A 22,515-nucleotide genomic window follows, 5' to 3' on the forward strand; every position below is an offset into this window, starting at 1 on the left:
CTTGGCATCGGGTGAGAAGCCTCAGGCGCCGACGGAGATGTCCTCCCGCACCCGCTGCGTGGCCTCGACGATGTTGCGCAGCGACGCGACCGTCTCGTCGTAGCCGCGGGTCTTCAGACCGCAGTCGGGGTTGACCCACAGCTGTCGGTTCGGGATCTCCTCCGCGGCGCGGCGCAGGAGGCCCTCGACCTCCGCGGCCGTGGGCACCCGCGGCGAATGGATGTCGTAGACACCCGGGCCGATCCCGTGATCGAAGCCGGAGGCGGAGATGTCGGCGACGACCTCCATCCGGCTGCGCGCCGCCTCGATCGAGGTGACGTCGGCATCCAGCGCCCGGATCGCATCGATGACGACGCCGAACTCCGAGTAACACAGGTGCGTGTGCACCTGCGTGGCGGATGCCGCACCGCCGGTGGCCAGGCGGAAGGAGTTCACCGACCATTCCAAGTATGCGGGCTGATCGGCCTTCTTGAGCGGGAGGAGTTCCCGCAGCGCCGGCTCGTCGACCTGGATGACGCCGATGCCGGCCGCCTCGAGGTCGGCGATCTCATCGCGCAGGGCCAGGGCGACCTGGTCGGCCGTCTCGCCCAGCGGCTGGTCATCGCGGACGAACGACCAGGCGAGGATCGTGACGGGACCGGTGAGCATGCCCTTGACGGGCTTGACCGTCAGCGACTGCGCATAGGTCGACCAGGGCACCGTGATCGGTGCCGGGCGCGAGACGTCGCCCCAGAGGATCGAGGGGCGCGTGGCGCGCGAGCCGTAGGATTGCACCCACCCGTGCTCAGTCACCGCGAAACCGTCGAGGTTCTCGGCGAAGTACTGCACCATGTCGTTGCGCTCCGGCTCGCCGTGCACGAGCACGTCCAGGCCCAGGTCCTCCTGGAGGACGATCACGCGGTCGATCTCGGCGCGGAGGAAGTCCTCGTAGTCGGATGCCGGGATCACGCCCTTCGTGAACTGCGCACGGGCGCGACGGATGTCACCGGTCTGCGGGAAGGAGCCGATCGTCGTGAGCGGCAGCGCGGGAAGGCGCAACGCCTCCGCCTGTGCCGATTCGCGCTCCGCATAGGGCGCGCGGGAGAAGTCGGCCTCGCCGAGGGCTGCGGCGCGGGCGCGCACCGCGCCGTCCTGGACCCCGGGCGCCGAGAGGCGGTCGGCGAGGGCGTCGGATGCCGCCGACAACTCCTCTTCGATCGCGACGCGTCCTTCGGCGAGGCCGCGGGCGAGGGTCACGATCTGTCCGACCTTCTGGTCGGCGAAGGCGAGCCAGGAGACCAGACGCGCGTCGAGCGTCGACTCGTCCTCGACATCGTGCGGCACGTGCAGCAGCGAGGTCGAGGTGGTCGCGGCGACCGCGCGGGCGCCGAGTCCCCGCAGCGCTTCGAGGTTGGCGAACGCGCCGGCGAGGTCGCCGCGCCAGATGTTGTGGCCGTCGATCACGCCGCCGACGAGCACCTTGTCCGCGAGACCCGTAGCCGCGGCGGGCACGTCGCCGCGCACGAGATCCACCGCGATCGCCTCGATGGGCGCGGCGGCGAGCACCGGGAAGGCGGCGCCCAGCGAGGCGTAGGGCGCGGCGACGAGGATCGCGGGGCGATCGGCGGTGTCCCGAGCACCGCGAGGGCCCGCTCCGCGGCGGCGGCGAGCTCCGCCGCATCCGTCGGCAGCGACTCGCTCACCAGAGCCGGCTCGTCCAGCTGCACCCACTCCGCACCGGCGGACTTCAGCCGAGCGAGCAGGTCGACGTAGACGGGCAGCAGATCCTCGAGACGGCTGAGCGGCGAGAAGCCCTCGAGCGCGGCATCCGATGCCTTGGCCAGAGCGAGGAGCGTGACCGGGCCCACGATGACCGGGCGCGTGCGGAAGCCGGCGGCGACGGACTCCTCGGTCTCGCGCACGAGCCGGTCGCTCGCGAGCGAGAACGACGTCTCGGGGCCGATCTCGGGCACGAGGTAGTGATAGTTCGAGTCGAACCACTTGGTCATCTCCAGCGGGGCGCGGTCGCCCTCGCCGCGCGCGATCGTGAAGTAGGCGGGAGCCGCACCGTGCCATCGGCCTCGCGAAGGTCCTCGAAGCGCTCCGGGATCGCGCCGACCGTGACGGCGGCGTCGAGCACCTGGTCGTAGTAGGAGAAGGACTCGGGGATCGAGGAGTCGTCGCGTCCGAGACCGAGCTCCGCGAGACGTTCGCGGTTCGCAGCCCGCAGCGCGGCGGCCGCGGCCTCGAGCTCCGTCTCATCGATGCGTCCGGCCCAGAACGACTCGACGGCGCGCTTGAGCTCGCGCCGGCGGCCGATGCGGGGTATCCGAGAATCGTGCCCTCGGGGAATGCGGTCATGATCGGTCCTTTCGTGCGGGTGCGGTCAGCCGCGCAGGGACGGCGCGGGAAGGATTCCGGCCTCGGCGAGGACGGAGAGGACGGTGCGGTGCTGGTTGAAGGCGTAGAGGTGCACGCCGGGCGCACCGCCGGCGACGACCTCACGCGAGAGGCGCGCGGCCCACTCGATGCCGATCTCCTCGCGACCCTCGGGGTCGGCTCGACCTCGAGCGCCACGGCGAGCTCGTTCGGCAGCTCTTCGCCGGTGAGCTCGAGCACCCGGCGCAGTCGTGCCGGTGAGGTGATGGGCATGATGCCCGGGTGGATCGGGATCGTCACCCCCGCCTGGCGGGCGCGTTCGACGAAGACGAGATAGTCGTCGGCGTGGAAGAAGAGCTGTGTGAGCGCGAAGGTGGCACCGGCCGCCTGCTTGGCCAGCAGCGCCTCGATGTCCTGGTTCCGATGCGCCGCGCGGGGGTGCCCCTTGGGGAAGGCCGCGACGGCGATGTTCGTCTTGCGCCGCCGGACGACGCGCACGGCACCGGGAATGCCCGGAACCGGCTCCTCCCCGTAGGGTGCCCGCTCGGCCTGGACCCGGTCGATGAGCTGCACGAGCTGGGCCGCGCTCTCCAGGTCGCCGAGGAACGGCGAGCTGCCGTCTGCGGGAGGGTCGCCGCGGAGGGCGAGGAAGCTCAGGATGCCGGCATCCAGGAACTCCCGGATGAGCGCGGCCGCGCCGGCATAGGTGTTTCCGACGCAGGTGAGGTGCGCGAGCGGCTCGACATCCGTCTGCTCACGGATGAACCGCAGAACCTCGAGGGAACGGCCTCCCGTGGAGCCCCGGCTCCGTAGGTGACGGAGAGGAAGCTCGGCCCCGCCGCGGCGAGACGCCGCACGGTCTCGTGCAGGGCGGCCTCCGAGGCCGAGGTGCGCGGCGGATACAGCTCGAAGGAGAAGGGAACGGCGGGCAGGGCGCGACAGTCCTCGTCCGAGGTCTGAGGAGTGTCGTGGGACATCGTGCTCCCTGGTGGATAGTCGTTCTGCCGGGCATCCGCGCACGACGCACAGGCGTCGTCTGCGGGCGGGTGCCGGGCTCGGCTGTCGCACCACGCCCGGGACGAACCGGGCGTTCCCTTCACGGTAGGACAGGCCGGCGCCGCATGCCAGAGCCCTCGTCATCCGGTGTCACATTCCCCGGGCTAGGCTCGAAGAGAACCGACCGCAGAAGGAGACCCATGCCCCTGCCCTACGGCTCCTGGCCCTCGCCGCTGACCGCCTCGTCGATCGCCTCCGACTCGCCCCGCATCGAGGGGGCGCGCTTCGTCGGCGACGAGGTCTGGTGGGGAGAGTCGGTTCCCGCCGAGGGCGGCCGGATCGCGGTCCGCCGCTCGGGCGGCCCCGAGACGCCGGTGCTGCCGGATCCGTGGAACGCGCGCTCGCGCGTGCACGAGTACGGCGGAGGGTCCTGGACGACGGACCCTTCGACCGGGCTCAGGGGAACTGCCGCGGGCACGCTGTACTTCGTCGAGAACGCCGACCAACGCGTCTACCGTCTGAGCCCGGGCGGGCAGCCGCAGCCGCTCACCGCCGAAGGCCCCGGCACGGCGGCCTGACCTTCCAGCATGGGCGGCTGCTCGCGGTGCGCGAGACGCACGACGGCGACGGCATCACCCGCTCGATCGTGGAGGTGCCGACGGACGGCTCCGCGGCATCCGATCTCGGCGCCGTGCGCACGCTCGCCGACAGCAGCACCTTCCTCGCCCACCCCGCACTCTCCCCGACGGCGCCCATCTCGCGTGGGTCGCGTGGGATCACCCCCACATGCCCTGGGAGAAGGCGGCTCTGCGCATCGCGCGGACCGACGGCACCGGCGAGGTCGTCGAGATCGCCACCACCGCCGCGCTGCAGCCCGAGTGGACCGGAACCGGCGAGCTGCTCTTCGCCGACGATCCGAGCGGCCGCTGGAACCTCTTCCGTCTGCGCCTGGGCGAGGGGAACCCGATTCCGGTGGCCCCGGCCGACGCCGACACGGGCGGCGGGCTGTGGGTCCTCGGCAACCGCTGGTACCGCCCGCTCGAGGACGGCCGCATCGTCGCGGTGCGCACGAACGGCACCGATGAGCTCGTCGTGATCGAACCGGACGGCACGGAGCGCACCCTGGATCTGCCGCTGAGCGCCGGGCTCAGCATCGACGACGCCCGCGGCAGCCGGGTGCTCGTCTCCGGGCCGGGGCGACGCGCCCGGCCGGCCTGTGGCTCATCGACATCGACGGCGACGCCCAGCTCCTCCGCGGCGGGGTGGCCGCCGCGTCCGGCTGGACGCCGGCCGTACGACAGATCACCGTCGACGGCCCGCACGGCCCCGTACACGCCTTCGACTACCCGCCGACGCATCCCGAGGCGGCCGCCCCGACGACGAGCTGCCGCCGTACCTCGTCCTCGTCCACGGCGGCCCCACCGCGCATGTCTCGGGACAGGCATCCGCCGCGATCACCTACTTCACGAGCCGCGGCATCGGCGTGCTCGACGTCAACTACGGCGGTTCCAGCGGCTACGGCCGCGCCTACCGCGAGCGCCTGGCCGGGCAGTGGGGCATCGTCGATGTCGACGACGTGCTCGCGGCGGCCGCGGGGCTGGCGGATGCCGGACTCGCCGACCCCGCACGCCTCGCGATCCGAGGCGGCTCGGCGGGCGGCTGGACGGTGCTGTCGTGCCTCGTGCGCGGCGGCGTGTTCGGTGCCGGCATCAGCCGCTACGGCGTGAGCGATCTGCGCGCGCTGGCCGCCGACACGCACGACTTCGAGAAGCACTACCTCGACGGGCTCGTCGGCCCGCTTCCCGAGACAGAGAGCGTCTACATCCAGCGCTCACCGCTGACGCACGCCGACCGGATCGACGTACCGGTGCTGCTGCTGCAGGGCGCGGAGGACGCGGTCGTGCCGCCCTCGCAGTCCGAGAGCATCCGTGACGCTCTCGCCGCCCGCGGCGTACCCCACGAGTACGTCCTCTTCGAGGGCGAGGGGCACGGCTTCCGGCGCGCCGAGACGATCGTGCAGGCGCTGGAGACCGAGCTCGCCTTCCTCGGACGCGTCTTCGGCTTCGAGCCGCGGTTCTGACTCACTGCTCCCAGGTGTGCACGGGCTCGCCCTCGTGCATGAGCACGAGGTAGTCGCGCATCATGCCCCGCAGCGCCGCGCGACGCCGCTCGCCGGCGCGTTCACGGGCCGCGACGGCCTCGCGCTGCCAGGTGGCGCCGTTGCGCCCGGCGAGGCAGCGCGCCTCGATCACTCCGAGGTAGCGATCGCGCACCTCGGCGGCAACGCCGTAGTCGGCGAGACCTTCCTCCGCCAGCGGCAGCAGGCGGCGCAGCACGAGCTCCCGCGGCCCCACCCAGCCGACCTCCGGCCAGTACAATCGCGCCTCGAGGCCGTCGCGGGCGGCGGCGTGCAGGTTCTCCTCCGCCGCATCGAAGGTCATCTGCGTCCACAGCGGCCGCTCGGAGCGCGCCAGGGCATGCACGAGCCCGTAGTAGAACGCGGCATCCGCCAGCACGTCGACGATGCTCGGCCCCGCCGGGAGCACGCGGTTCTCCAGGCGCAGGTGGTATCCGCCGTCGGCGCAGTCGTAGATCGGACGATTCCAGCGATACACGGTGCCGTTGTGCATGGTCAGCTCCGAGAGCAGCGGGGGCCGACCGCTCTCCAGCGCCTCTCGCGGATCCTCCTCGGAGCACACCGGGAGCAGCGAGGGAAGTAGCGGGAGTTCTCCTCGAAGAGATCGAAGATCGAGGTGATCCACCGCTCCCCGAACCAGACCCGGGCCGCACGCCCTGGTTCTGCATCTCCGGCGATCGCGTGTCGGTCGCCTGCTCGAACAGCGGGATGCGGGTCTCGTGCCAGAGCGCCCGGCCCGCGAAGAACGGCGAGTTCGCCGCGAGCGCCACCTGCACGCCGGAGATCGTCTGGGCGGCGTTCCAGTAGACGGCGAACTCCTCGGGCACGACCTGCAGATGCAGCTGCACAGAGGTGCAGGCCGCTTCGGGGAGGATCGTGTCGGTGATGATGCCGAGCCGCTCCCGCCGGATCTTGCCGGGGAGGGCGACGCCGTCGATGCGCAGCTCGATGTCCTCTCCGCGCGCCGCGAGGATCTGCTGGCTGAGCAGATCGTAGCGGGGATCCTCGGAGAGCCACTTGGCGTCGAAGTGATGCTCGGTGAGGGTCGGCAGCATCCCGATCATGGCGAGGCCGCTGCCGACCGAGCGGGCCTGCGCATCCGCCTCGTTCAGCGCACTGCGCAGCGCCTCCTCGAGCTCGGCGACATGCGTTCCGCGCAGCGGCCTCGGTGCGACGTTGATCTCGACGTTGAACTGCCCGAGCTCGGTCTGGAATGCCGGGTCGGCGACGGCGTCGAGCACCTCGGCGTTGGACATCGCCGGGTCGCCGTTCTCGTCGACGAGGTTCAGTTCGATCTCCAGGCCGAGCCGGGGCTCGGACACCTGGAAGTGGCCGTCGGCCAGGAGCCTGGCCAGCACGTCCAGGCAGTCGGTGACCTTGGCACGGAACCGCTGCCGGTCCTGCCGGGTGAACGTGCGCTGTTCGACCTGTGCTCCCATGGCCAGACGCTACCGCGTGATGGCCCGGAAGGGAACTACTCCCCAACCGGTTGCGGGTGCGCATGGCGCGCTCGGCCTCGCGCTTGTCCTCGCGCTCGCGGATCGTCTGCCGCTTCTCGTACTCGCGCTTTCCCTTCGCGACGGCGATCTCGACCTTCGCACGCCCGTCGGAGAAGTAGAGCTTGAGCGGCACGAGCGTGTACCCGCCGGCGGAGATCGCGTGCGAGAGCTTGACGATCTCGTCCTTGTGCAGGAGGAGCTTGCGGATGCGCTTGGCGGAGTGGTTCGTCCAGTGCCCCTGCGAGTACTCGGGATGTGCACGGCGTCGAGGAAGGCTTCGCCGTCCTTGATGTAGGCGTAGCCGTCGGAGAGGTTAGCCCGGCCCTGACGGAGCGACTTCACCTCGGTCCCGGTCAGCACCAGCCCGCCTCGTACGTCTTCTCGATCGAGTATTCGTGACGAGCGCGTCGGTTGGTCGCGACGACCGTCTCCCGCGTTCCCTGGGCATGGTGCTCTCCTGTGCGATGAATGCTCGGGGCCGGATGCCGTCGAGCAGCCCGCCAGCTTATCAGGCCCGCAGCCACCGCCGGATCGCGAAGCCGGCCGAGAGCGCGGCCAGCAGCACGCCGATCCCGATGAGCACGGGACGACCACATAGGCGTCTTCGACGCCCACCCAGGTCACGATGAACGGCACCCGCTGAGCGAGGTACTGCTTGACGCCGAAGTGCACGCCGGCGATGACGGCGCCGCTGGCCAGGAGCGAGCCGATGAACGCGGCGAAGACCCCTCCAGCACGAAGGGTGTCTGGATGAACCTGTTCGACGCGCCCACGAGGCGCATGATGCCGATCTCGCGTCTGCGGGCGTAGGCGGACAGCCGGATGGTCGTGGCGATCAGCAGCACGGCGGCGATGAGCATGAGCACCGCGATCCCCACCGCGATGTAGGTGGCGATCGTCAGCGCGGAGAAGAGGGGGTCGAGATACTGCATCTCGTCCTTGACCTGTTCGACTCCGGCGACCCCGCCGAAGGCCTCGGCGATGACGTCGACGTCGCCCGGGTCGGTGAGACTGACCCAGAACACCTCGTACATCTGGTCGACCGTGAGGATGTCGCCGAGGTCTTCGCCCGCCACCTCGAGGACCTTGGCGTAGGTCTCCTCCTTGGTGTCGAAGTTCACGTTCGTGATGAGGGGGGAGAGCGTCGGGCCCTCCAGCTCGGCGCGCACGGCCTCGACCTGATCCTCGGTGGCGGCGCCGTCGGCGCAGGTCTCGGTGACGGCGAGCGCCGAGCACATGTAGATCCCCACCTGGGCGCGATCGACCCAGAAGGCGCGCATCGTGCTGATCTGCGCCTGCATGAGGATCGCCGCGCCCACGAAGGTGAGCGAGACGAAGGTGACGAGCACGACGGAGATGACCATGGAGGCGTTGCGGCGCAGGCCCGTGAGCGCCTCGCCGAGGATGAGGCCGAATCTCATGAGGTCGGCCCCACTTCGTCGTCTTCGTCGGTATGGGACAGTCCGAGGCTGTCGGCGAGTCCGAGCTCGGCGACGTCCACCTCCGGCAGCACGATCGGATGCGTGCGCGGCGCGGGCGGGTCCGCGGGAACGGATGCCGGCGCCTCCTGTTCGCCCGGATCGGCCTGCTCGACGACGTCGCCCGGCTCCGCGGCGTCCGCGTCGCCCGGCTCGCTCAGCTGTTCCTGCGCTTCGGGTGCGTCGGGCTCGCCCGCATCCGCGCTCTCGATCGTCTCGCGGTGCACCTCCTGCACGGCGGTGAGGGCCGCGGCCGCGGCCGCCCCGCGCACCGCCTCGGGCGTCAGTCGCGGAAGACTCGAGGTGTCGCCGTAGCCGCCGTGCACCTCGTCGCGGACGAGCTCGCCGTCGCGCAGTTCGATCACGCGACGCTGCATCTGGTCGACGAAGGCGGCCTCGTGCGTGGCCATGACCACGGTCGTGCCGCCCGCGTTGATGCGGGCCAGCAGCTGCATGATGTCGATGGAGGTCGCGGGTCCAGGTTGCCGGTCGGCTCATCGGCCAGCAGCACCTGCGGGCGGTTGACGAGCGCACGGGCGATCGCGACGCGCTGCTGCTCGCCGCCGGAGAGCTCGTGCGGCATCCGCTTCTGCTTGCCGTCCAGGCCCACGAGAGCCAGCACCTCGGGCACGGCCTGCTGGATGAACGCCCGTGAGGATCCGGTCACCTGCAGCGTGAAGGCGACGTTCTGGGAGACGGTCTTCGACGGCAGCAGCCGGAAGTCCTGGAACACCGAGCCGATGTGCCGGCGGAAATAGGGCACCTTGCGGTTCGCGAGGGTGCGCAGGTCGCGGCCGAGAACGGCGATGCGCCCCGAGGAGGGGACGTCTTCGCGAAGGATCAGCCGGAGGCACGAGGATTTGCCCGAGCCGGACGCCCCACGAGGAACACGAACTCACCGCGGGCGATCTCGAAGTCGACACCCGAGAGCGCGGGTCTCTGGGTGCCCCGGTAGCGTTTGGTGACGTTCTCGAACCGAATCATGGCGCATCGAGCCTATGCGCGGGCCGCCGCCCTCACGTCGAGCGACACCCAGCGGTCTCTGAATGACGTTTACAGGGCGAGCGTGCCGACCGTCTCGCCGAAGAGCTCGCCGGTCTTCTCGAAGCCCGCCTTGAGATAGAACCCTTCGGGGCCGTCCTCGGCCGGATCCCAGAGCACGGTGATCTGCGAGTATCCGCGGCGCCGTGCCTCGTGCACCACCTGCTCGACGGCGAAGCGGCCGACCCCTCGTCCCTTCGCCTCGTCGGCGACGTTGAGGCGCCAGATTCCGCCGCGGAACTCCGGGATCTCGTTCTCGGGGTCCCAGTTGGCCATCACGAATCCCACGACCTCGTCATCCTCGAGGATGACGCGCGGCCATGCGGTGGGTGTCACATACGCCTCGGCGATCGAGACCAGGACCGGGGCGACGTAGGCCTTCTCCCCATCGCCGGCGGGATGCGGATGACCGCGGGCAGGTTCTCGGGGTCAGCTCGGCCAGTCTGAGTTCGCTCATGCGGCGAGGTTAGTGCGAGCTTCCGACATCCGCTCAGTCCTCGTCGCTGCGCTTGCGCCAGCGGATGCCGGCCGAGATGAAGCCGTCGAGGTCGCCGTCGAAGACGGACTGCGGGTTGCCGGACTCGTAGCCGGTGCGCAGATCCTTGACGAGCTGCTGGCCGTAGAGGAAGTAGGAGCGCATCTGGTCGCCCCAGCTCGCGGTGATGTTGCCGGCGAGCTCCTTCTTCTTCGCGGCCTCCTCCTCCTTCTGCAGCAGGAGGAGGCGGGTCTGGAGGACGCGCATGGCGGCGGCGCGGTTCTGGATCTGCGACTTCTCGTTCTGCATCGAGACGACGATCCCGGTCGGCAGGTGCGTGATGCGCACGGCCGAGTCGGTCGTGTTGACCGACTGCCCGCCGGGGCCCGAGGAGCGGAAGACGTCGACGCGGATGTCGTTCTCCGGGATCTCGACCTCGGTGGCCTCCTCCATCAGAGGGATGACCTCGACGGCGGCGAAGCTCGTCTGGCGCTTGTCGGCGGAGCCGAAGGGGCTGATGCGGGCGAGGCGGTGCGTGCCCGCCTCGACGCTCAGCGTGCCGAAGGCGTAGGGGGCGTCGATCTCGAACGTGGCCGACTTGATGCCCGCGCCCTCGGCGTAGGAGGTGTCCATGACCTTGACCGGGTACTTGTGCTGCTCGGCCCAGCGCAGGTACATGCGCATGAGCATCTCGGCGAAGTCGGTGGCGTCGTCGCCGCCGGCGCCGGAGCGGATGGTGATGATGGCGGGCCGGTCGTCGTACTCGCCGTCCAGCAGCGTCTGCACCTCGAGCTGGCTGATGACCTCGGTGAGGGCGGCGAGCTCGGCACGGGCCTCGTTCGCGGAATCCTCATCGTCCATCTCCTGGGCGAGCTCGACGAGCACCTCCAGGTCGTCGAGGCGGCGGGCGACGCCCTCGATGCGGGCGAGCTCGGACTGGCGGTGGCTGAGCGCGCTCGTCACCTTCTGGGCATTCTCGGTGTCGTCCCACAGGTCGGGGGCGCCGGCGGCCTCGCTGAGGCGGGCGATGTCCGCGCGCACGGCGTCGACGTCGACGACCGCGCTGATGTCGCCAAAGGTCTGGCGGAGGGCGGCGATTTCTGCGGAGATATCCAGTTCGAGCATGACACTTCAGCCTAACGTGCCCGCCGCTCCCTGCCGACCGGGTGCGACGCGCTCCCGGCAGGGAGGCAGCGGTAGCGTGGAGGGATGGCAGTGAACGCGGCGACCGTCCTCCGGCAGTTCGGGCCGATGGTGTACGCCCCACCGTCCTCTTCGCGCTCGGCGAGGGCGCCGTGATCCCGCTCATCCCGGTCATCGCCGTCGGCATGGGGGCGAGCCTGGCCACGGCCGCCCTCGTCGCCTCGGCGCTCGTGGTCGGGCAACTCTGCGGCAACCTCCCGGCCGGGTGGGCTGTGGCGAGGTTCGGCGAGCGCGCGACGATGATCATCGCCGGATGCGTCGCACTGCTCTCGGCGGTGGCGATCCTGCTCTCCCCCACGCTCGCGGCGCTGGCGGCATCCGTCTTCCTGCTCGGCTTCTGTGCCGCCGCCTTCGGGCTCGCCCGTCACGCGTTCATGACCACGCGCGTGCCGCTGGAGATCCGCGCCCGCTCGCTCGCGCTGCTGGGCGGTTCGTTCCGCCTCGGGATCTTCGTAGGCCCCTTCGTCTCGGCGGCGCTGCTGCAGTTCTTCCACGACGAGAGCGCGGCGATCTGGTTCTTCCTCGGGTGCCTGGTGGCGATGATCCTGCTCGTCGCCTTCGGACCGGACCCGGAGAAGACGCATCCGATCGTGCGCAACGGCGCGGCTGCACGGTTGGTGGAGGACACGGGTGAGCCGGTCACCGGCTCCATTCCCACGCATGAGCGCTTGGGTGTGTTCCGCACGATGTGGCGGTATCGCGACGTCCTCTCGCGCCTGGGACTGGCCGCGGCATCCTTGTCGGCGCTGCGCTCGGCCCGTCAGGTCGTCCTGCCGCTGTGGGGTGTGTCGCTCGGCCTCGACGCCCAGTCGATCGCGCTGGTCGTCGGCGTCTCGGGCGCGATCGACTTCGCCCTCTTCTACGCGAGCGGCCAGGTGATGGACCGCTTCGGCAGGCTCTGGGCAGCGATGCCGGCGATGCTCCTGATGGGCGGGGCCTTCTTCGTGCTCGCCTTCACCCACGATGGCGACGCCGCGCTGCTCTGGTACGGGATGCTGGCGGCGGTGCTGGGTGTCGGCAACGGGCTCTCCAGCGGCATCCTGATGACCCTGGGCGCCGACACCGCACCGCAGCATGATCCGGCGCCGTTCCTCGGCTCGTGGCGCACGCTCAACGATGCCGGCGGGGCTGCGGCACCGCTCATCGTCTCGGGCATCGCGGCGGCCGCCTCGCTCTCGGTGGCGACCGGCGCCCTGGGCGTGATCGGCTTGCTCGGCGCCGCCGCGTTCCTCCGCTGGATCCCGAGATTCGTCCCCCGTCCCGACAAGTGACCACCCGAGGAAAGGTCTCGCGCCGATGAAGACGCATGAGGTGACCAACCAGCCGCCCGCACGCACCGGGCTCGACGAGTACGGCACGAACACCGCCCTCGTCGAGGGCGTGGAGCGGCACGACGCCGCGTGGGCGCACGAGCGCCTGCACGCGACCGGGCAGCGCGTGGGCACCGCGGAGTTCCAGGCGGATGCCGCGGCGGCGAACACTCGCGAGCCGGTCCTGCGCACACACGACCGCTACGGGAACCGCATCGACGAGGTCGACTACGACGAGTCGTACCACCGCATCATCGCCGCGGCGGTCTCCGATGGCGCCCATACCTCCGCCTACGTCGATCCGCGCCCGGGAGCGAACGTCGCGCGGGCGGCGACCTTCATGCTGTACGCGCAGGTGGAGCCGGGGCACGCCTGCCCGGTATCGATGACGCACTCGGTCGTCCCCGTGCTGCAGCAGCATCCGGATGCCGGTGCCGACTGGCTGCCGCGCGTGCTCAGCACCTCCTACGACCCCGCGCTGCGTCCCGGAAAGGGCAGCGCCCTGTTCGGCATGGCGATGACCGAGAAGCAGGGCGGCTCGGATGTGCGTGCGAACACGACGAGCGCCCAGCCCTTGGGCGAGGGCCGCTACGCGCTCACCGGGCACAAGTGGTTCTGCTCGGCGCCGATGTCGGATGCCTTCCTCGTGCTCGCGCAGGCGCCGGCGGGATTGAGCTGCTTCCTGCTCCCCGGCTGCGCGAGGGCGGTGAACGCAACGGCATCCGCATCCAGCGCCTCAAGGACAAGCTCGGCAACCGGGCCAACGCCTCCAGCGAGGTCGAGTATGAGGGCGCCGAGGCGGTGCTCGTCGGCGAGGAGGGGCGCGGGGTGCGCACGATCATCGACATGGTTGCCCGCACGCGCCTGGACTGCATCTACGGCTCGACCGCGGGCATGCGGCAGGCCGTCGCCGAGGCCGCCTGGCATGCCCGGCACCGTTCGGCGTTCGGTGCGCTGCTGGTCGATCAGCCGGCGATGACCGCCGTGCTCGCCGACCTGCAGTTGGAGACGGAGGCCGCGACCGCCACGGCGCTCAGACTCGCCCGCGCCCACGACGACGACGCCTCGGATGCCGACCGCGCCTTCGCGCGCCTGGGCACCGCCGTGGCCAAATACTGGATCTGCAAGCGCGGTCCCGGCCATGCTTACGAGGCGCTGGAGTGCCTGGGCGGCAACGGGTATACCGAGGCGTTCCCGCTGGCGATGCGCTATTGCGAGCAGCCGGTGATGGCCGTCTGGGAGGGCTCGGGCAACGTGATCGCGCTCGATGTGCTGCGGGCGCTGCAGCGCGAACCGGACTCGCTGGAGGCCTTCGACGCGGAGATCTCGCGCGCTTTGGGCGCCGACCGGCATCTCGATGCGCACTGGGAGCGCACACGCAGGCTCGCCGGCGAGATCCTCAGGTCTCCGGACGCCGCGGCCCGCGCCCGGGAGCTCACGGCCTCCCTCGCGCTCGCGCTGCAGGCCGCGCTCCTTTTGCAGCATGCTCCGGCATCCGTCGCCGACGCCTTCGCCGCCAGCCGTCTCGGTGACGACTGGCGCGGGGGTGCGCTCTACGGCGCGCTTCCGGCTGGAACGGATGCCGCGGCGATCGTGGCACGGATCTGACTGCAGGGCCTCTGAACGGCGAGGGCTGCTCCTCGTTTCGTGCCTACTCCGCCTGTTCGGCCTTTTTCGAGCCCGCGACTCGTTCCGCACAGCTGTGGGTTACGGCGATGTTGTTCACAATCGGCCCGTTTGGCCGATACACGCCTCTCCGCCGCTGGCACCCTGAGTGCACCCCAGGAGACAATGGAGGCATGGAGCCCATGAACGACCCGCAGATCTGGACGCTGATCGGCATCTTCACCGCGATCATGCTCGGCGGCATGACGCTCATGACCACGCTCACCCAGCGCACGATGAAAGCGGGCTTTGACGGCCTCCGCGGCGAGATGACCGCCCGCTTCGAGGCCGTCGATGCCCGCTTCGAAGCCGTTGACGCGCGCTTCGAAGTCGTCGATGCCAAGTTCGAGACCCTCGAAGCGCGCCTGGGCGCCAAGATCGAACTCCTCGACAAAGACGTCCAGGCACTCACCCGCCACGTCTTCGGCCAAGACCGCAGCTGAACCCTGCGTCTCCTTGCCGCCGGTCTGATCCGGCGAACAACAGCTGCGGCTGAGACACCGATCGGCGAGACTAGGCGAATGAGCCGAGACCTCGCGCGTCGCCTGTTCGTCACCCTCAGCCAGGCGCTGTGCCTGTGGGGCTTCCTCATTGGGTCTGGGTTTCTCGGGGATCCAGTCGAGGAGCAGGCCGGTGGGAGCTTCAGCGCCGAGGCGACGGTGCTCGCGCCGGCGGGGCCCGCCTTCTCGATCTGGAGCGTCGTCTACCTGGGCCTGCTCGCCTACACCGTCTGGCAGTGGTTCCCCTCGCAGGCGCGACAGCCCCGGCACCGCGCGATCGGCTGGCTCGCGGGAGCGTCGATGATCCTGAATGCGCTATGGCTGCTGGTCACTCAGCAGGGGTGGGTGTGGGTCAGCGTGCTCGTGATCACGCTGCTGGTCGTCTGTCTGGGTCTGGTGCTCGTGCGACTCCACGCGACAGCGCCGACCGGCCGCGCCGACATCGTCGTCACGGATGTCACGTTCGGTCTGTATCTGGGCTGGGCGACGGTCGCCACGTGCGCGAACGTCGCCGCCGCCGGCGCCGCCACCGGAGGGGATCTGGGCGCGACGGGCAACCGCTGGGTCGCGGTCGCGGTGATCGCCGTCGCCGCGCTGGTCAATCTCCTCCTCGCGCAGCGATACGGAGCACGGTTGTCGATCGCCCTGGCTGCGGCGTGGGGCCTCGCGTGGATCGCCGTCGGCCGGCTCACCGGCGAACCTCGGGACGCCGTCGTGGGTGTCGCCGCGATCGTGGCTGCGGCCGCGGTGCTCGCAGGAGCCGTCGTCCTCCGCGTGCGGCGCGGGCCCTCAGCCCGAACCATCCGACCGCTTCCGGTCGTTGAGCGAGGACCCGAGACGCGGGACCGAGTCGAAACGTGGCGAGATCACCGGGAAAGGGACGTCATCGCCACCTGCGTCCGCAGGCGCGCTCCGGGTCCGGGAACGGATGCCGTCTCCCGCACCGCCACCGCATGCCCTTCAGCGCATTCGACGACGGCCCGCAGCGGCGCGTCGCAGTCACGGTGGACGACCTCGAGCGCCGGCCCGCGGGGTCGGCACGGTGCTTGTCACCCCACTGCAGGAGCGCGATCAGCACCGGGTACAGGTCGAGGCCCTTCTCGGTGAGCCGGTACTCATACCGGGTGCGCGCGCCCGGCTCCTTATAGGGCACGGCGGCGAGCACCCCCTGATCGACGAGAGTGCGCAGACGCGCGGAGAGCACGGCATCCGACATCCCGGTGTGATCGCGGATCTGATCGAAGCGGCGCACGCCGTTGAAGGCCTCGCGCAGCACGAGGATCGTCCACTTCTCGCCGATCACCTCGAGCGTGCGCTGCACCGAGCAGTTGCCGGTGTCGTAGTCGAGCCATTCCATGGGCCGCTCCCCTGCTTGACGTCTGCGCCTCTGCGAGCTAGCTTCATCTTACATAGCCAGGTGTCCATGCGCGAGAGATCGGACGACGATGACCACCACCTCCCCGACCACGAGAGAGACCACGGTCCGCTGGGCCGACCCGCAGCCGGCACTCGCGCAGCTGCCGAAGCTCCCCGGCATCGAGTACCTGCGCAGGATGATGGCCGGCGAGCTGCCGGGCGCGCCGATCGCCTCGCACGTCAACATGCGCCCGATCGCGGTGGACGAGGGCACCGTGACCTTCGAGAGCCACCCCGACGAGTCGCACTTCAACCCGCTCGGCATGGTGCACGGCGGACTCGTCTGCACGCTGCTGGACTCCGCCCTCGGCTGCGCGGCGCACACGCTGCTGCCCGCCGGCGTCGGCTACACCTCGATCGAGCTGAAGGTGAACTACCTGCGCCCGGTGCATCCCTCCAGCGCTCCCCTGACCGCGGTCGGCCGCGTCGTGAAGGCCGGGCGCCGCGTGAGCTTCGCCGAGGGAGAGGTGACGGATGCCGCGGGCAAGACCGTCGCCACGGCATCCGGTTCGCTGCTGATCTTCCCCGTGGGCGAGTGACCAGGCGCTATCGAGGCGCTGTGCGGCTCGTCGCCGCCGGGGCCCCTGCTCGCGGGATCGGAGCGCCGCCCGGCGCGTGGAACGCCGCCGAGGTCCGCCACCACCGACCGGGAGTTGCGCCGGTGAGAGCCTTGCACTCTCGGACGTAGTGGGACTGGTCGGTGAACTCCCCAGCGAACGATGACGCCCCGCCGTGATGTCCGCTGCCAGCTGCGCGGACAATCGCAGCTGGCGCCGGATGGCCGTGGGAGTCTGGCCGGCATAACGACGACAGAGACGTTCCTCCTGCCGCTGCACGCTGGCCCCTGCGGAGGTCTTCCTGCCCATGAGCGACTGCCACAGCGCATCGAACTGACTCTCGTCGCCGGTGACATCCACCGACCCGCGGAGGTCGTCCAGCAGCATCGGCCACCGCGACGGAGGGCGTTCCTCGAAGGTGCGCAGGAGGGGGACGTCGCCGGTCGAGACGAGGTCGCCCACGAAGAGTCGCGGGTGCCCCGCGAAGGCCTTGATCACGCTCGGAGTGCAGGACATCAGCGCGTCGACCCCGCGGAGACGACGCATCCCGTTGTGAGGCCCGAGGAGCCGCACCGCGCCGTCGACCCGCAGCAGCGTCGCGTAGGGCGACGGCAGCAGCAGGCGCTCATCATCCGGCGCGCAGTCGATCAGTCGGTGCAGATAGTTCATTCGCGGAGAGAGTGCTGGGGCGGTCGCTTCGGTGTCTCCCGGAGGTCGAGGACGTGGCGGAAACGTGTCGGCGGCATCCTATCGGGCGCGATCACCGCATGCCTACGCTGGAGCGAGCATATCCCGGATCGGTGAGGAGACGACATGGCACTGGGGCCGAAGGCGATGGGTGAGGCCATCGCCCACAACCTGAAGACGAAGACCGGCAAGACGCTCGAGGAATGGCTGGCCGCGCTCGACGGCGCCGGTGCCGCGGACCGCGCCACCTCGCTGGCATGGCTCAAGGAACAGGGACTGGGGCACTTCCAGGCGCAGCTCGTCGTCGACCGACGCGAAGGTCAGCCGCTCTACGACGATCGAGACGGCCTCGTCGACAGTCTGTTCGCCCGACATCCTGAACAGCGAGCCCTCTACGAGCAGGTCGCCGCCGAAGCACAGGAGCAGCACGACCTCACCGCGAACCCCTGCAAGGGCTATGTGCCGCTCTACTCGCCCCGCAAACGCATCGTGGTCTCGTTCACCCCACGGACGAGGGGCTCTACATCGGCCTCATCGGCGACACCTTCACATTTCCGGTCATCGCCCACAGGAAGGCCCTCGGCGGCTCGGAGCGCATGACCCGCGGCGTCTACGTGCAGGATGCGCAGACCGCTCTCACCGCCATCTCACAGTCCGCCGCACACGACGCGGAGGTCGCGAAGGCGTGAAGATGCGGCGCAGCCGGGGAACCGACACCGGCCGCTACCGGAACGCCGTCCGGCTCGTGGCGGTCGACTCCAGCCGGACCCCGTCGGGGACGAACGGGGAGAACAGCGGCGGATGCCACGTTGCCGCGACCGTGATTCGGGCCGAGACACCATCGGGGGTGCGCGCCGAGACCAGCACAGCGGTCGTGCGCGAGGCGTCGATGATCGTCTCCGCCTGTTCAGCGATGGCCACGTCGCTGAGTTCGGCGCGGACGTTCCCGCCGCTGGCCGAGAGCGTGAACCCGTCGGCCCCGGCGAGCGCTGCGGCATCCGCCAGCGAGTCCAGGCGCTTCTGCGCGATGTGGAGGTCGGTCGCGCAGACACAGACGAAGATCACCGCGAGCGCGAGCACGGCATAGCCGAGGGTGAGCAGCAGAGTACTGCCGTCCTCGTCGTGCATGGATCGGATGCCGCGCCTCATCCGTCGCTCCACACCCGGGAGATTTTCTGCACGGCCGCGGCCTCGATGGGGATCGTCGCGAGCTCGTTCAGGCCGAACAGCGCGGGCACGAAGGGCAGGGCGACGCGCGTGGTGACCGTGACGTGCACCGTGGCGCCGGCGGCGGGGCAGACCGAGCCCGCCGGCGTGCAGGCGAGGGCGACGCCGACGGCGTCCGGCGGCATCCGATACTCGCGGACGACCGCGGCGAGCACGGCGTCGGCGCGGGCCGTGGCCGACGCGGCATCCGATGCCTGGGAGATCGCCCGCGCAGTGTGGCGGGCGGCGGCTTCGGCACCCAGGGTCTGCTGCTGGATCGCGCCGAGGGCGATCACGAGGTAGACGAGCGGGACGAGCAGGATGAGGCCGACACCGATGAACTCCAGCGGCGCCGAGCCGCGCTCGTCGCGGGCGCTTTCCGACATCATGCGTTCAGTCATCGAAGGACTCCTGCGGGGCATGGGCGCTCACCTCCAGCGCGCCGGGAACTCCGAGAAGACCGAGGAGGGGCAGCGTCGTGCGCACCCGGATCTCGACCGTCGGATGTCCGAGTGCGGTCGAGGCACGCGCCGTCACGTCCTCGGCGTACTGCGCACCGATCGCGCGGGTGATCACGAGACCTGCGCGTTCCGCGCCATCGGCCAGAGTGGTGTCGGCGAGCGCCGCATGGTGTGCGCCCTCGACGGCGGCGTCGTGGACGATGTTGCGCACGTACACCACGAACCCGAGCTGCAGCACGCCGAGCGTGAGCGCCGTCAGGAGCGTGCCGACGAGCACGAAGTCCACCGTGCTCGAGCCTCTCTCCTCGGCGAGCACGCGCGGCCGGCGCACGTCAGAGTCCGGTCACGCTCTGCAGGGCCTGCTCGAACAGGCCCACCAGCGCGGGGCCCGCGAAGGCCCAGAGAACGACGACGAGGCCGGCGGTCATCAAGGTGACGAGCACCCAGCCCGGGACATCGCCCTGCTCGTCCCGGGCGAGGTCCACGGCGAAGGCGCGGGAGCGCTGGAGTGCGGTGCGAAGGTGATTCATGATGGGTCCTTTCATCGACGGTCAGCTCAGATCAGCGCAGGCCGACCTGGAGGAGGAAGAGGCCGGGGAAGACGGCGAAGAGCACGGACAGCGGCAGGATCAGGAAGACGAGCGGGAGCATCATCGCGATCTCCTTGCGCCCGGCCTGCTCGATCAGCACGCGCTTGGCGTCTTCACGGGCATCGTGCGCCTGCGACTGGAGCACCCCGGCCAGGGGCGCGCCGCGCTCGAGAGCGGCGACGATCTGGTCGATCGCGCGAGCGACGGCCGGCGACTCCAGGCGGGACGACAGCGCGGTCAGCGCCTGCGCCAGCGGCTCGCCGGTGTTGACCGCGAGCACGACGCGCTGGATCTCACGGGTGAGCTCGCCGGAGCCGACGGAGGCCACGCGTCGCAGGCTGTCGAAGAGGCCCTCCCCGCGGACAGGCACAGCGCGAGGAACTCGAGCGTCGTCGGCAGCTCGTCATGGAGCCGTTGCACGCGCGCCCGAGCGCGGGCGGTCAGATGCGCATCGACGGCGAGCGCGCCCCCGACCGCGCCGAGGAAGGGCAGGATCACGACCGGCGCGCTCAGCCGCGAACCCAGCGCGAGCAGAACGACCAGTGCGGCGCCCGCGAGGAGGCCGAGCAGGGCCGCGAGGAGCTGACGCCCGCGGAACGCCGTCACGTCCGCCTCCTGACCCGCCTGGCTCAGCCGGAGGGCGATCGTGCCATCGCCGCCGAGGATCCGACCCAGCAGTTCCGGCATCCGACGCCATCCCGAACGGGCGCGAGCAGGAAGGGTGCCGACCACCGGGAGCACACCGGCCGGAAGCAGCTCGTCCAGCACCACCGAACGCACGTACGGCGCGATGCGCACGCTCAGCGAGGCGGTGCGCCAGCGCGGCAGCGACGCCAGGACGAGCAGCATGCCGCCGGAGATGCCACCGCCGAGCAGGACCGCGATCGCGACATCGGTGAGGGCCGTCATCCGAACCACCGCCGCGGCTCCGGAAGTCGCCCGATGCGGAGCATGATGCGGAACGCCACGACCGAGACGGCGGCTCCCACGCAGATCACGACGAATCCGCCCGGAGTCGCGTAGGCGTGCGCACCCTCCGGACGCATGGCGAGAAGGGCGAGGATCACCCAGGGCGCCACGACCCCCAGCACGGCCGCGCCGCGCACCCAGGACTGCCGCGCCTCGACCTCGGCGCGCAGGAGGGCGTCGGCACGCACCGACTGCGACAGGGCCCGCAGCACCCCGCTGAGCTCGGTGCCCCCGACCTGCCGCGCCATCCGCAGCGTCTCGACGATGCGGTCGGCGATCGGATCGGCGAGCGTGCCCTTGAGCCGATCGAGACTGTGCTCGAAGCGCCCGGTGGCCCGGACGTCCTGCGCGAACGCGGCGAAGGCCGGACGCACCATCGGCGGCGCCGATCCGCCCAGGCTCGCCACGGCATCCGGCAACGACATCCCGACGCGGATCGACGCGATCAGCAGCTCGCACACATCCGGCCAGAGCTGGCGACGCTGGGCGCGAAGGCGCAGCCTCCGTCCGCGCAGCATCGCGATCGGCGCCCATCCCGCGGCGACCGCCGCCAGCACGGCGAGCGTCGGCAACTGTGTGAGGAGCCAGACGAGTGCGGCAGCCACGAGTGCCGCCGCGACGATGATGCTGCGCAGGGCGCGCGGTGCCACGTGGGCGTACCCCGCCTCCTCCAGGAGCCGCACGAGGACGCCACGGCGCGACGGCGTCGACCGCTGCTCACCGGCGGGCCACAACCACGGTGACACGGTCAGGAGCACGCCTGCGGCGAGCATCGCACCGATCAGGAGAGTCATCGGATGCCGACGCCTCCTCCGCCCGAACCGGCCGCGCGATACACCGGCCGGGTGCTGATCCGGCCGCCGGCGACCTCCCCGGTCGACGCCAGAACCTCCTCGACGCGACGCGCACCGCCCTGATCGCGCGCGCAATGGACGACATAGGACACGGACATCGCGATCGCGGGGGCGATGAACGCGCGGTCGATGTTGCGCCCCGCCAGGAGCGGAAGCATGGAGAGCTTGTCGAGCGCCTCGGCCGCGGAGTTGGCGTGGATCGTGGCAGCCCCGGGACGCCGGTGTTCAACGCCAGCACCAGATCGAGCGCCTCGGCATCGCGCACCTCACCGATGACGAGGCGGTCCGGGCGCATCCGCAGCGCCTCCTTCACCAGCCGGCGCAGGGTGATCTCGCCCGTGCCCTCCAGGCTCGCCTGGCGCCCTTGCAGCGCGACGAGGTCGGCGGCCTCGAAGGCCAGCTCGAAGGTCTCCTCGGCGGTCACGATGCGCTGCGTCGCCGCACAACTGGCCAGAAGTGCGCTCAGCATCGTCGTCTTGCCGGCGTGGGTCGCTCCGGAGACGAGGATGCTCTTCCCTTCTCGCATCGCCTCGGCGAGCGTGTGTGCGAGATCGGCGGGCAGCGCACCCTGGGCCACGAGGGCGTCGAGGGTTCGATACTGCGGAAGGAACTTCCGGATGTTGACCGCCCACGAGCCACGCACGACGTCCGCGATCGCGACGTGCAGACGCGACCCGTCGGGCAAGGACGCGTCGACGAAGGGCTGGCTGAGATCGACGCGACGGCCGGAGGAGTGCAGCATCCGCTCGACGAGGTCGCGCACCACGGCTTCGGTGAGGCGCAGCCCCGTGCGCTCGGCCACGCCGCCGCGGGCGACGAAGACGTGCTCCGGGGAGTTCAGCCAGATCTCCTCGATCGTGGGGTCGTCGAGCAAGGGCTGGAGCGCGCCGAAACCGCTCACGGCGGCGAGCACGTCGCGCACGCAACCGGCTTCGTCGTCGATCATCGCGCCGCCCCGTGCGAGCGTCACGTCGTTGTGGCGCCGCACCTCGTCCTGAGCGATGCGCAGCGACTCGCCGGGAGCGGCGGCCGGATCGATCTGCTCGAGGCGCAGCCGGTGCCGGACGCGCTCTGCGACGAGAAGGGAGGGCTGGGTCACGCAACGATCCTGCC

At 70.7% G+C, this 22,515-nt stretch carries 23 protein-coding genes and 7 pseudogenes; 10 read left to right on the forward strand and 20 right to left on the reverse strand.

Annotation, left to right across the window (positions count from 1 at the left end):
* Nucleotides 1-21 precede the first annotated feature (21 nt).
* Nucleotides 22-2,340 (reverse strand): annotated as a pseudogene (gene metE / locus KAE78_RS00400) (5-methyltetrahydropteroyltriglutamate--homocysteine S-methyltransferase).
* Between metE and KAE78_RS17020 the strand changes: the two are divergent.
* Nucleotides 2,339-2,695, forward strand: a complete 357-nt coding sequence (locus KAE78_RS17020) for a hypothetical protein (protein WP_262927881.1) — start codon at nucleotides 2,339-2,341, stop codon at nucleotides 2,693-2,695. The pseudogene metE and the gene KAE78_RS17020 overlap by 2 nt on opposite strands.
* Here KAE78_RS17020 and KAE78_RS17025 read toward each other — a convergent pair.
* A pseudogene (locus KAE78_RS17025) lies at nucleotides 2,590-3,227 on the reverse strand (methylenetetrahydrofolate reductase); the annotation flags it as partial. The gene KAE78_RS17020 and the pseudogene KAE78_RS17025 sit on opposite strands and share 106 nt — an antisense overlap.
* On the opposite strand from KAE78_RS17025, the gene KAE78_RS17035 reads away from it, so the two are divergent.
* Both KAE78_RS17035 and KAE78_RS18115 read left to right on the forward strand, forming a co-directional pair.
* Nucleotides 3,172-3,318, forward strand: a complete 147-nt coding sequence (locus tag KAE78_RS17035; RefSeq protein WP_262927882.1) for a hypothetical protein — start codon at nucleotides 3,172-3,174, stop codon at nucleotides 3,316-3,318. The pseudogene KAE78_RS17025 and the gene KAE78_RS17035 sit on opposite strands and share 56 nt — an antisense overlap.
* A gap of 236 nt (nucleotides 3,319-3,554) precedes the next feature.
* Nucleotides 3,555-3,932, forward strand: a complete 378-nt coding sequence (locus KAE78_RS18115) for a hypothetical protein (protein ID WP_317451796.1) — start codon at nucleotides 3,555-3,557, stop codon at nucleotides 3,930-3,932.
* A gap of 198 nt (nucleotides 3,933-4,130) precedes the next feature.
* Here KAE78_RS18115 and KAE78_RS18120 read toward each other — a convergent pair whose 3' ends face one another.
* A complete protein-coding gene (locus KAE78_RS18120) occupies nucleotides 4,131-4,688 on the reverse strand; it encodes a hypothetical protein (RefSeq protein WP_317451797.1) in 558 nt (185 codons plus the stop codon).
* Between the two features lie 149 nt (nucleotides 4,689-4,837).
* Between KAE78_RS18120 and KAE78_RS18125 the strand changes: the two genes are divergently transcribed.
* Nucleotides 4,838-5,434: a prolyl oligopeptidase family serine peptidase gene (locus KAE78_RS18125; protein WP_317451798.1), complete on the forward strand. Its 597-nt coding sequence runs from the start codon at nucleotides 4,838-4,840 to the stop codon at nucleotides 5,432-5,434.
* A gap of 1 nt (nucleotide 5,435) precedes the next feature.
* Here the strand turns inward: KAE78_RS18125 and KAE78_RS18130 are convergent, their stop codons facing one another.
* The 7 genes and pseudogenes from KAE78_RS18130 to prfB all read right to left on the reverse strand — a co-directional run bounded on the left by KAE78_RS18130 (nucleotide 5,436) and on the right by prfB (nucleotide 11,109).
* Complete coding sequence (locus KAE78_RS18130) at nucleotides 5,436-5,984, reverse strand: hypothetical protein (protein WP_317451933.1); 549 nt, start codon at nucleotides 5,982-5,984, stop codon at nucleotides 5,436-5,438.
* A 235-nt stretch (nucleotides 5,985-6,219) separates the two neighbouring features.
* Nucleotides 6,220-6,930 (reverse strand): annotated as a pseudogene (locus KAE78_RS18135) (glutamate-cysteine ligase family protein); the annotation flags it as partial.
* A 118-nt stretch (nucleotides 6,931-7,048) separates the two neighbouring features.
* Nucleotides 7,049-7,350, reverse strand: a pseudogene (gene smpB / locus KAE78_RS19145) (SsrA-binding protein SmpB); the annotation flags it as partial.
* A gap of 148 nt (nucleotides 7,351-7,498) precedes the next feature.
* Nucleotides 7,499-8,411 (reverse strand): annotated as a pseudogene (gene ftsX, locus KAE78_RS00425) (permease-like cell division protein FtsX).
* A pseudogene (ftsE, locus tag KAE78_RS00430) lies at nucleotides 8,408-9,452 on the reverse strand (cell division ATP-binding protein FtsE). The pseudogenes ftsX and ftsE overlap by 4 nt, the downstream one beginning before the upstream one ends.
* A 69-nt stretch (nucleotides 9,453-9,521) precedes the next feature.
* Complete coding sequence (locus tag KAE78_RS00435) at nucleotides 9,522-9,845, reverse strand: GNAT family N-acetyltransferase (RefSeq protein WP_223171330.1); 324 nt, start codon at nucleotides 9,843-9,845, stop codon at nucleotides 9,522-9,524.
* Nucleotides 9,846-9,999: 154 nt separating this feature from the next.
* Nucleotides 10,000-11,109 (reverse strand): peptide chain release factor 2, encoded by a 1,110-nt coding sequence (prfB, locus tag KAE78_RS00440; RefSeq protein WP_223171331.1) that lies wholly within the window; start codon nucleotides 11,107-11,109, stop codon nucleotides 10,000-10,002.
* Nucleotides 11,110-11,193: 84 nt separating this feature from the next.
* On the opposite strand from prfB, the pseudogene KAE78_RS00445 reads away from it, so the two are divergent.
* From KAE78_RS00445 to KAE78_RS00460, 4 genes and pseudogenes are all read left to right on the forward strand, one after another.
* Nucleotides 11,194-12,458, forward strand: a pseudogene (locus KAE78_RS00445) (MFS transporter).
* Between the two features lie 25 nt (nucleotides 12,459-12,483).
* A complete protein-coding gene (locus KAE78_RS00450; protein WP_223171332.1) occupies nucleotides 12,484-13,476 on the forward strand; it encodes an acyl-CoA dehydrogenase family protein in 993 nt (330 codons plus the stop codon).
* Nucleotides 13,371-14,105 carry an acyl-CoA dehydrogenase family protein gene (locus KAE78_RS00455; protein WP_223172350.1) on the forward strand — a complete coding sequence of 245 codons (735 nt, stop codon included), beginning with the start codon at nucleotides 13,371-13,373 and terminating at the stop codon, nucleotides 14,103-14,105. Before KAE78_RS00450 ends, KAE78_RS00455 begins: the two co-directional genes overlap by 106 nt.
* Nucleotides 14,106-14,305: 200 nt before the next feature.
* Nucleotides 14,306-14,605 carry a hypothetical protein gene (locus KAE78_RS00460; RefSeq protein ID WP_223171333.1) on the forward strand — a complete coding sequence of 100 codons (300 nt, stop codon included), beginning with the start codon at nucleotides 14,306-14,308 and terminating at the stop codon, nucleotides 14,603-14,605.
* A gap of 389 nt (nucleotides 14,606-14,994) precedes the next feature.
* On the opposite strand, the gene KAE78_RS00465 is transcribed toward KAE78_RS00460, so the two are convergent.
* Together KAE78_RS00465 and KAE78_RS00470 are read right to left on the reverse strand one after the other, a co-directional pair.
* On the reverse strand, nucleotides 14,995-15,354 hold the full coding sequence (locus KAE78_RS00465; protein ID WP_223171334.1) for a hypothetical protein: 360 nt from the start codon (nucleotides 15,352-15,354) through the stop codon (nucleotides 14,995-14,997).
* Nucleotides 15,355-15,545: 191 nt separating this feature from the next.
* Nucleotides 15,546-16,019 (reverse strand): winged helix-turn-helix transcriptional regulator, encoded by a 474-nt coding sequence (locus KAE78_RS00470; RefSeq protein WP_223171335.1) that lies wholly within the window; start codon nucleotides 16,017-16,019, stop codon nucleotides 15,546-15,548.
* An 88-nt stretch (nucleotides 16,020-16,107) separates the two neighbouring features.
* On the opposite strand from KAE78_RS00470, the gene KAE78_RS00475 reads away from it, so the two are divergent.
* Together KAE78_RS00475 and KAE78_RS00480 are read left to right on the forward strand one after the other, a co-directional pair.
* Nucleotides 16,108-16,617: a PaaI family thioesterase gene (locus tag KAE78_RS00475; RefSeq protein ID WP_223171336.1), complete on the forward strand. Its 510-nt coding sequence runs from the start codon at nucleotides 16,108-16,110 to the stop codon at nucleotides 16,615-16,617.
* An 831-nt stretch (nucleotides 16,618-17,448) separates the two neighbouring features.
* Nucleotides 17,449-17,922: a DUF4287 domain-containing protein gene (locus KAE78_RS00480; RefSeq protein WP_223171337.1), complete on the forward strand. Its 474-nt coding sequence runs from the start codon at nucleotides 17,449-17,451 to the stop codon at nucleotides 17,920-17,922.
* Nucleotides 17,923-18,045: 123 nt separating this feature from the next.
* Here the strand turns inward: KAE78_RS00480 and KAE78_RS00485 are convergent, their stop codons facing one another.
* From KAE78_RS00485 to KAE78_RS00520, 8 genes are read right to left on the reverse strand one after another with little or no spacing between them, the layout of a single operon-like run.
* Nucleotides 18,046-18,471 carry a pilus assembly protein TadG-related protein gene (locus KAE78_RS00485; protein WP_223171338.1) on the reverse strand — a complete coding sequence of 142 codons (426 nt, stop codon included), beginning with the start codon at nucleotides 18,469-18,471 and terminating at the stop codon, nucleotides 18,046-18,048.
* A complete protein-coding gene (locus tag KAE78_RS00490; protein WP_223171339.1) occupies nucleotides 18,468-18,929 on the reverse strand; it encodes a TadE family protein in 462 nt (153 codons plus the stop codon). Before KAE78_RS00490 ends, KAE78_RS00485 begins: the two co-directional genes overlap by 4 nt.
* Complete coding sequence (locus KAE78_RS00495; RefSeq protein WP_223171340.1) at nucleotides 18,922-19,320, reverse strand: TadE family protein; 399 nt, start codon at nucleotides 19,318-19,320, stop codon at nucleotides 18,922-18,924. The genes KAE78_RS00490 and KAE78_RS00495 overlap by 8 nt, the downstream gene beginning before the upstream one ends.
* A 1-nt stretch (nucleotide 19,321) precedes the next feature.
* Complete coding sequence (locus KAE78_RS00500; protein ID WP_223171341.1) at nucleotides 19,322-19,519, reverse strand: hypothetical protein; 198 nt, start codon at nucleotides 19,517-19,519, stop codon at nucleotides 19,322-19,324.
* Nucleotides 19,520-19,550: 31 nt separating this feature from the next.
* Entirely contained in the window at nucleotides 19,551-19,907 is a 357-nt protein-coding gene (locus KAE78_RS00505) for a type II secretion system F family protein (RefSeq protein WP_262927688.1), read from the reverse strand.
* Nucleotides 19,817-20,488, reverse strand: a complete 672-nt coding sequence (locus tag KAE78_RS00510; protein ID WP_223171342.1) for a hypothetical protein — start codon at nucleotides 20,486-20,488, stop codon at nucleotides 19,817-19,819. Before KAE78_RS00510 ends, KAE78_RS00505 begins: the two co-directional genes overlap by 91 nt.
* Nucleotides 20,485-21,342, reverse strand: coding sequence for a type II secretion system F family protein (locus KAE78_RS00515; RefSeq protein ID WP_223171343.1), 858 nt, complete (start codon nucleotides 21,340-21,342; stop codon nucleotides 20,485-20,487). The genes KAE78_RS00510 and KAE78_RS00515 overlap by 4 nt, the downstream gene beginning before the upstream one ends.
* Entirely contained in the window at nucleotides 21,266-22,501 is a 1,236-nt protein-coding gene (locus tag KAE78_RS00520; protein WP_317451799.1) for a CpaF family protein, read from the reverse strand. The genes KAE78_RS00515 and KAE78_RS00520 overlap by 77 nt, the downstream gene beginning before the upstream one ends.
* Nucleotides 22,502-22,515: the final 14 nt, after the last annotated feature.

The sequence above is a fragment of the Microbacterium sp. NIBRBAC000506063 genome, assembly GCF_017968845.1.
GTDB lineage: Bacteria > Actinomycetota > Actinomycetes > Actinomycetales > Microbacteriaceae > Microbacterium.